Origin of the sequence: Ancylobacter sp. 3268, assembly GCF_031456575.1 — a bacterium.
GTDB lineage: Bacteria > Pseudomonadota > Alphaproteobacteria > Rhizobiales > Xanthobacteraceae > Ancylobacter.
On record NZ_JAVDUX010000043.1, the window covers coordinates 1 to 7,526 of the forward strand.

Genomic DNA, 7,526 nt, shown 5'->3' on the forward strand with positions numbered 1-7,526 from the left:
CTCTTCAGGCTTATGCTTCTTCTGCGCCATGGCGCCATCCTCCAAAGGCCCGAAAGCCTACTTCACGGAGGACCACTTTCCAGGGAGCAGGCCACTTCGCTACCAACGGCCAGTCGGATTCATTCAGGCACCGCATGGCACGGTCGGCGGAATCGATCGCCGCCACAGTCGGACGGTTCTGGTCGTCTACTGGCAGAATCCCATTTGCCGAATGCGCCGACTCCTCGACGAGTGGATCGAAATTCGTCGTGAAAACGCAATTGACCTTACCGGCGGCCATAAGGCTGCCAAGTACCTTGTGCCCAAAACAGGGAGTGCCCTTGGAGATCGCATCGTCGATATATTGTCGACGATGCCGAGCCTCTGGATATACCGCTTCGAAGGCTTTGGCATATTCCGTAGGATCGCCGTCAGGCGGCAACAGTGACGTTTGCCGAAAAAAGGCATCGATCCTGTCGATCCACACTGGATCAGCCGTCGATCTCTCGCTTTGACAGGTTTGTCTCGCGGCAAAAGATTTGCGCCTTGAAGTCGCGGATCATGGCATAGCCGGTCGGGATGCCGGAGGCGGCCGATGCGCCGGCGCCAACGAACCACGCCACGAGATTGGGCCTAAGATCGAAGGCGGTCGCGAATTGTGCGGCGGATATAGTTCTTATCGGCACAGGCTCCCCCTTTTTAGGCCGTTGTGGGGAGCGGGTCGGTTCCCTCGCTCAAGATGGCGAGATATCGCCGGTAACTGAACACGCGCCCCCGTTTGCGCCCGGTGATTTCCTCAACGATGCCGAACCGTTCCAGATCGGCGAGTGCCGCATTCACGGTCGGAGCCGAAAGCCCTGTTTGTTGGACGAGCTGGTTGGCCGTCAGGAACGGGTTCTGCTGAAACAGATCATGGATACGCAGTGCAGAGCCTGCCCGGTCGCTCTCTGTCGTAATCCGCTCGCGGTCTTCCTTGAACAGATCAACAATACGGGTAGCGGCCTCAAACGCCTGATTGGCCGTATCCGCAACGCCGGTGAGGAAGAAATCGAGCCAGGCTTCCCATGCCCCGTGCTCGCGCACCTCCTGAAGCAGTCGGTAATAGTCGGCGCGATGAGTTTTCAGATACAGGCTCAAATAGAGGAGCGGCTTGCGCAGCACACCGTTGACGCAGAGATACAACGTGACCAGCAAGCGGCCGATCCTGCCGTTGCCGTCCAGAAAAGGGTGGATGGTCTCGAACTGGACATGCAGCAGCCCGGCCTTGACGAGGGCAGGCAAACGCGAACCGTCCTCATGCATGAATCGCTCAAGCGCATCGAGACAACCATCCATCTCGGTCGGCGGCGGCGGCACGAAAAGCGCGTTGGCTGGACGTGAGCCACCGATCCAGTTCTGAGACCGCCGAAACTCGCCGGGATTTTTCGTCCCGCCGCGTCCGCTTTGCAGCAAGCGTTCGTGCATCTCGCGGATCAGACGCAGTGACAGCGGTAGCTCTTCCAGCCGTTCCAGCCCATACATCATCGCATCGACGTAGTTCGAGACTTCGCGGATGTCGTCGATCGGCTGGCCGGCCTGCGCCTCGGTCTCGAAGCGGAGCAGGTCCGAAAGGGTCGATTGCGTTCCTTCGATCTGGGACGAAAGGACGGCTTCCTTCCGTACGTACATGTAGAGGAACAGTTCTTGGCGCGGCAGCAGCATAGTGATGCCGTCCAGGCGCCCCAAGGCACGTTCCGCCAGACTGAGCCGCTCCAGAAGGGTGAGCACGTCGATCGGCGGTTCCGGCGGCAGTGGGGGCGGCACGAAGGCACGCACGATTTCGCCCGCAACAGGGGTCTCGACAAAGCGGCCTAGCCGGAGGTTGGAAGCTGATTCGGACATGCCCCATTATGCGGGCGCAGCGTTATTTAAGCAATTGGTGCTTGGCTTAAATAGGAGTTGAGCTAAGGTAAGCGCTCTTAAATAACGGGCAGCACCATCATGGGCGGATACACGCAACGGGTTCGTGACAGTATTCTTCCGCTTTCAGTGGCGGGAACCCTGCCGGCTGCATTCGACGAGTGGTCCTTCACCGACAACACGGTCGATCACGAGCAACCGATCGAAACCTGTGAACTCTGCGGCCAGCAAGACCTTCGCTACCACTTCGAGATCGCCAATCACTATACCGACGCCACGCTTTGGGTCGGCTCCCACTGCATACTTCAATTCGACGTGGCGGTCATGGAGCAAGGTCGGCGCTTGTCGCCAGCCGAGGCAAAGCGTCGCCTCACCAAGCTGACCCAGCAGATGCAGTTGGAATCGTGCACCCGCACCCTTGAACAGCTTGCCGCGAAAGAGAAGAACCCGATCCTGTCGGGCGCTCTGGATTACTATCGCAAGAACAAGAAGCTCACCCCCAAATACGCTGCCGTCGTCTTCTGGAAGCTTCAGGCCTTCAACATCGATCATCACCCGTCGTTCTTCCAGATCGAGCTTCGCCGCGCCCAACATATCGATGATCTGAAACAAATGCCGACCGCGCGCGTCCATCGGTTCTGGACCGCGTTGACGACCGCCCAGCGTCGCAAGGCTGTTGAACTGGGTCATACCTCACCACAAGCGTAGCTGCGGCAATCAGGATGCGCGGTTTTCAGGTTCAGCGGTTTTTCACATCCTGATTCAGCTTTGTGCCCGTCTCCCGCTGGCGCTCATGCCGGGCGTGTTGCTTGGGGGCGCTGCCCCCTGGCGCGGCGCAAGGGATCGCTGACGCTCGTCCGGGCCGGTGTCCCCGGCCTTCCTCCACGTCGTTCCTCCGTTCCGTGCAGGCCGGGTGATCCCCCTCCGGCCCGCCCGCCCTTGCTCCTTGCACCCCCCGGTCTCGGCGACGGCCAGGGTTGCAGCGCAGCGCTGCGCTCCAACCCAAGCCAATGAGGATCAAGACCATGACCTACACTGTCGAAACCACCGCCACGGTTTCCGAAGCCCCCGCCATCGAAAGCGGCGCGGTGCTGTTCGTGCCGCTGAACAAGTTGAAGAAGTCGCCCAAGAACGCCCGTAAAACCCCGCACAGCGAAGCCCATATCGAGGCGCTGGCGGCCAGCATCGCCGCCAAGGGGATGCTGCAAAATCTGGTGGTGGAGCCAGAGACGAACGCGGAGGGTGAGCCGACCGGCAGCTATCTCGTCACCATCGGCGAAGGCCGCAGGTTGGCGCAATTGCTGCGTGTGAAGCGCAAGCAGATCAAGAAGACGGAAGCCGTTCGCTGCGTGCTGGATACCGAGAACGATGCGGCGGAAATCAGCCTCGACGAGAACGTCACTCGGGAAAGCATGTCGCCCGCTGATCAGTTCGAACGATTCCGGGAGCTTTCTGAGCGCAAGGGATGGGGCGCGGAGGAAATCGCCGCCCGGTTCGGAGTTTCCGCCCATGTCGTGAAACAGCGGCTTCGCCTTGGCGCGGTCAGCCCCAAACTGATGCAGGTCTATCGGGATGGCGGCTTGTCGCTGGATCAGTTGATGGCCTTTGCCATCACCGAGGACCATGACCGGCAGGAGCAGGTTTATGAGAACCTGTCATGGAACCGAGATCCCGCGACCATTCGGCGTGACCTGACCAAAATGAATGTCGCGGCGACCGACCGGCGCGCGATCTTCGTCGGCACGGACACCTACACCGAGGCGGGCGGCACCATCATCCGTGACCTCTTCACCGAGGATCGGGGCGGCTATTTCGAGGACGCCGCGTTGCTCGACCGGCTAGTCGTCGGAAAGCTGGAAATCATCGCCGCCGAGGTGCAGGCGGCAGAGGGATGGAAGTGGACCGCCGCTCACATCGACTATCCCCATGCCCACGGCTTGCGCCGCAGCTATCCCCACCCGGTGGATTTGTCGGAGGAAGATGCCGCCGCCTATGACGCCACGCAGGAGGAATTGGAGCGCCTGTCGGCAGAATGGCAGGACGCGGACGTGGACCTTCCCGACGAGGTGGATCAGCGGCTCGCGGAGCTTGAAGCCGAGATCGAGCGGATCGACGCCAAGCGCCACGCCTATGACGCCGACGAGATCGCGCGCGGCGGCGTGTTCGTCATCCTCAACCATGACGGCACGGCCCGGATCGAGCGTGGTTTCATCCGCGCCGAGGACGAAGCGCCGGAGCTGGAGGCAGCGGAAAGCGCCACCTACGATGTGGATGGCGTGACCGTCACCAAGGATGGGGAGATCGTCGGGGACGAGGGAAACGAGGACGAGGACGAGCGGGCAGATTCCGCGCTCGAGACCGAGGACGAGGATGCCGGGGATGCGGGAAAGCCGCTGTCGGACCTTCTCATCCGCGACCTGACCGCCCATTGCACCCTTGGCCTGCGCCTCGCCCTTGGCGAGCAGCCGGATATCGCACTTGTCGCCGTGGTTCATGCGCTGGCGGCGCAGACCTTCTATCGTGGCGGGGAAGCGTCCTGCCTCGAAATCCGCCTGACCAGCGCCTATCTCGCCTCCCACGCGGACGGCATCGAGGACACGCCCGCCGCGAAGGCGCTGGCGGATCGTCATGCCGGATGGGCGTCGGATATGCCGCGCGACGTGGCGGACCTGTGGGCCTTCGTCGCCGGTCTGGACCATGCGAGCCTTATGGCCTTGCTCGCGCATTGCGCATCGCTGACCGTCAATGCGGTCAGGGTGCAGTGGGAGCACAAGCCGAACGCGCGCGCGACGGCGGAGAAGCTGGCGAGCGCGGTGACGCTGGACATGACGGCGCATTGGACCCCGACCGGGCAGACTTATCTTGGTCGCGTCACCAAGGCGCATATCCTCGCCGCAGTGCGAGAAGCTGTCAGCGATGAAGCCGCCGAGCGGATCGCGGGCTTGAAGAAGCCGGAAATGGCGCAGGCTGCTGAACAGCTTCTGGCCGGAACCGGCTGGCTGCCGACCGTACTGCGCACCTCGCGGCCCGCCGCCGAGCCGGAAGCCGACGCCTACCTGCAAGCCGCCGAGTGAGGACTGAGCCGGGACCGCGCAAGCGGCCCCGGCCTTCCTGTTTCTGCCCCTCGAAAAAATCGCGGTCGCGCGGGGATCGACCCCGCGCGACCGATCCGATGATCGTCGCCGTCATCGGTTCAGGAGAACTCTGCAATGATCGTGCTCATGCTGATAGCCGTCGCGCTGGTCGCTGGCCTGTGCGTTCTGGCCTATACGCTCGCCGTCTATGCGCTGCCTTTCATGATCGGCGTAGAGGCGGCCCGATGGGCCTACTCCGGCTCCGGCTTCATCGGTGCGGGCTTGGTCGGGATGGTGGCGGGTGCTGCCGCCTATGGCCTGCTGATCGTCCTGTTCATGGCAGTGCGTGCGCCGATCCTGCGCCTTGCCGTGGCGCTCGTCTTCGCCACGCCTGCCGCCATCGCGGGTTATGCGCTGGTTCACGGCATCACCACGCAAACCGCGCCATCCGAAGTCTGGCGGCAAATCTTCTCGATTATCGGCGGCGGCTTCGTCGGCCTGGCCGCGTGGTTGCGACTAGCGGCGGACATCAGCCCGCCCGCCAGATAGCGGAACCACGCCACTGGAAGTCGTCGCATCTTGATGGGTGATGGCAAAATCTCTATGTTGATAGCGTCGCCATCAACTAGCCGGAGACGCCATCAGATGCCCGCCGTCACCATTCGCAACCTGTCCGACGAGGCGCACCGCGCCCTCAAGGTGCGCGCGGCCCATCATGGCCGCAGCACCGAGGCCGAAATCCGCGACATTCTGGAAGAGGCGGTGCGTCCCGCCAACCGCCTGCGCATCGGTTCCGCCATGGCGGCGTTGAGCCGGGAGGCAGGGCTGACAAATGCCGATTTCGAGGCGCTGGAACAGAGCCGCGACCGGACGCCCGCCGTACCCATGAGCTTTGAATGATCGTTCTGGACACGAATGTCGTTTCCGAGGCGATGAAGCCGGAACCGGCTCCCGCCGTGCGCGACTGGCTGGACGAGCAGGCCGCCGAAACCCTCTATCTCTCCAGCGTCACCGTCGCGGAACTCCTGTTCGGCATCGGCGCGCTGCCGGACGGGCAGCGCAAGCGGAAGCTCGCCGCAACCCTCGACGGGCTTCTCGGCCTGTTCGACGGCAGAATCCTTCCCTTTGATACGGATGCCGCCCGCCGCTATGCCAACCTCGCCGTTGCGGCGCGAAACGTTGGCAAGGGTTTTCCGACGCCGGACGGTTACATCGCGGCCATCGCGACTGCCCATGGCTTTGCGGTCGCCACGCGCGATGCCAGCGCCTTCAAGGCGGCGGGTGTCCCGATCATCGACCCCTGGACGGCCGGGCACTGAACACGAGGCCATCGCCCGATCGCGAAAGGAAGCGTCACCTTATGCTCAAGGTCATCGCCGAGGATTTCATTAAGCCCGAGGCCGTTGAGATCGTCCTGCCGCTCTACCGCGAGCTGGTCGAGAAGACCCGGCAGGAAGACCTTTGCGTCTCCTATGACCTCTTCATCGACCAGAAAGACCCCGGCCATTTCGTCTTCATCGAAGAGTGGCCCGATCGGACGGCGTTGGACGCCCATTGCAGGACCGAGCATTTCACGCGGCTGGTCCCGCTCATCAATGCCCACCAGCGACAGAAGGCGACCTTCATCCTTATGGATGCGTTTCCAGCCTGACTCGATCAGGGAGGTGTTTCTCACTGAACGGGTTTGGGCGTTGCCCTTCGGGCTGCGCTCTCGGCTGCGCCGGAACCACGCCCAAGAGCGCGTTTCCGCCATCCGGCTTCGATCACTAACGCAAAAAGCGGCGGCGGAGCGCGTGAAGCCCCGCAACAACGGGGAACGGTGTCTTGCCGTGGTCTCCGGGGCGGCGGACTCAGGATTTGCGAACCTCGCCCTTTCCATCGCCCGCAATAGCGGGTCACGCTTGGAGCGACGGTCCATCGCGCATTACCGTGCGATAGTGAAGCCGGACGGGAGCGCCCAGTCCAGCAGCTCCAAACGCGGTGGCGTCCGCACTCCTTGAGGGCATGGTCGCAACCGTCGCCAGCGCCGATAGGAGAAGCAAGCCTTGTTCAGGAACGGCGTAGACCATACCGGGGATGCCATCCGCAGATTCATCGGGTGACAGGAGCCGAGATCGCATCATCGTTTCTCTGCCGTCCTGCAGGGGCGCACCTACGGCGTCCTCGAAAGGCATGGGTCTGACCGAAGACCGGCTTCGCCTCGATCATCCTCCCACAACGTCCGCCACCGGCTTTTTTCCGCCGCGCGCGAGCGCGCTTTGCATCGCGAGACAAAAAAGCCGTCGTTGGCCGTCTTCCACTTCGTTTCAGCCCTTCAGGTGCGGGCTGATCGCCTCCGGTCTCACGACCGCCATCGAGGTCGCGATAGGCGCGGCCCGAGAAACGGAGACACGACAATGGCAATGGCCTGCTCCCTGGAAAGTGGTCCTCCGTGAAGTAGGCTTTCGGGCCTTTGGAGGATGGCGCCATGGCGCAGAAGAGCATAAGCCTGAAGAGATTGTCGCGAAGCTCCGTCAGGTGGACGTTTTGGTGTCGCAGGGACGGCCGGTAGCCGAAGCGATCCGGACAATCGGG

The 7,526-nt window shown here is 62.7% G+C and carries 8 protein-coding genes and 1 pseudogene; 8 read left to right on the plus strand and 1 reads right to left on the minus strand.

All coding sequences use genetic code 11. The features are described 5' to 3' along the window. A partial coding sequence (locus tag J2X65_RS26715; protein ID WP_310208502.1) for a hypothetical protein occupies positions 1 to 427 on the plus strand: 427 nt, incomplete at its 5' end. Positions 428 to 678: 251 nt separating this feature from the next. Here J2X65_RS26715 and J2X65_RS26720 read toward each other — a convergent pair. Further along, the gene (locus J2X65_RS26720) at positions 679 to 1,860 is read right to left on the minus strand and encodes a Fic family protein (protein WP_310208506.1); all 1,182 of its coding nucleotides are present in this window, start codon (positions 1,858 to 1,860) and stop codon (positions 679 to 681) included. A 99-nt stretch (positions 1,861 to 1,959) separates the two neighbouring features. Between J2X65_RS26720 and J2X65_RS26725 the strand changes: the two genes are divergently transcribed. The 7 genes and pseudogenes from J2X65_RS26725 to J2X65_RS26755 all read left to right on the plus strand — a co-directional run. Continuing rightward, complete coding sequence (locus tag J2X65_RS26725; protein WP_310208510.1) at positions 1,960 to 2,586, plus strand: hypothetical protein; 627 nt, start codon at positions 1,960 to 1,962, stop codon at positions 2,584 to 2,586. 317 nt (positions 2,587 to 2,903) lie between these two features. Further along, positions 2,904 to 4,952 (plus strand): ParB N-terminal domain-containing protein, encoded by a 2,049-nt coding sequence (locus tag J2X65_RS26730; RefSeq protein ID WP_310208512.1) that lies wholly within the window; start codon positions 2,904 to 2,906, stop codon positions 4,950 to 4,952. Positions 4,953 to 5,087: 135 nt separating this feature from the next. After that, positions 5,088 to 5,501, plus strand: a complete 414-nt coding sequence (locus J2X65_RS26735; RefSeq protein ID WP_310208514.1) for a hypothetical protein — start codon at positions 5,088 to 5,090, stop codon at positions 5,499 to 5,501. Positions 5,502 to 5,597: 96 nt separating this feature from the next. After that, a complete protein-coding gene (locus J2X65_RS26740) occupies positions 5,598 to 5,852 on the plus strand; it encodes a FitA-like ribbon-helix-helix domain-containing protein (protein WP_056878440.1) in 255 nt (84 codons plus the stop codon). Next, positions 5,849 to 6,271 (plus strand): type II toxin-antitoxin system VapC family toxin, encoded by a 423-nt coding sequence (locus J2X65_RS26745; RefSeq protein WP_310208518.1) that lies wholly within the window; start codon positions 5,849 to 5,851, stop codon positions 6,269 to 6,271. Before J2X65_RS26740 ends, J2X65_RS26745 begins: the two co-directional genes overlap by 4 nt. A gap of 41 nt (positions 6,272 to 6,312) precedes the next feature. Next, positions 6,313 to 6,603 carry a putative quinol monooxygenase gene (locus J2X65_RS26750; protein ID WP_310208520.1) on the plus strand — a complete coding sequence of 97 codons (291 nt, stop codon included), beginning with the start codon at positions 6,313 to 6,315 and terminating at the stop codon, positions 6,601 to 6,603. A gap of 521 nt (positions 6,604 to 7,124) precedes the next feature. Next, positions 7,125 to 7,526, plus strand: a pseudogene (locus J2X65_RS26755) (hypothetical protein); the annotation flags it as partial.

Bases quoted from the DNA above. Each gene is read 5' to 3' on its own strand.
- J2X65_RS26720 (WP_310208506.1), bottom strand. From the start codon at position 1,860: ATGTCCGAATCAGCTTCCAACCTCCGGCTAGGCCGCTTTGTCGAGACC.
- J2X65_RS26725 (WP_310208510.1), top strand. From the start codon at position 1,960: ATGGGCGGATACACGCAACGGGTTCGTGACAGTATTCTTCCGCTTTCA.
- J2X65_RS26730 (WP_310208512.1), top strand. From the start codon at position 2,904: ATGACCTACACTGTCGAAACCACCGCCACGGTTTCCGAAGCCCCCGCC.
- J2X65_RS26735 (WP_310208514.1), top strand. From the start codon at position 5,088: ATGATCGTGCTCATGCTGATAGCCGTCGCGCTGGTCGCTGGCCTGTGC.
- J2X65_RS26740 (WP_056878440.1), top strand. From the start codon at position 5,598: ATGCCCGCCGTCACCATTCGCAACCTGTCCGACGAGGCGCACCGCGCC.
- J2X65_RS26745 (WP_310208518.1), top strand. From the start codon at position 5,849: ATGATCGTTCTGGACACGAATGTCGTTTCCGAGGCGATGAAGCCGGAA.
- J2X65_RS26750 (WP_310208520.1), top strand. From the start codon at position 6,313: ATGCTCAAGGTCATCGCCGAGGATTTCATTAAGCCCGAGGCCGTTGAG.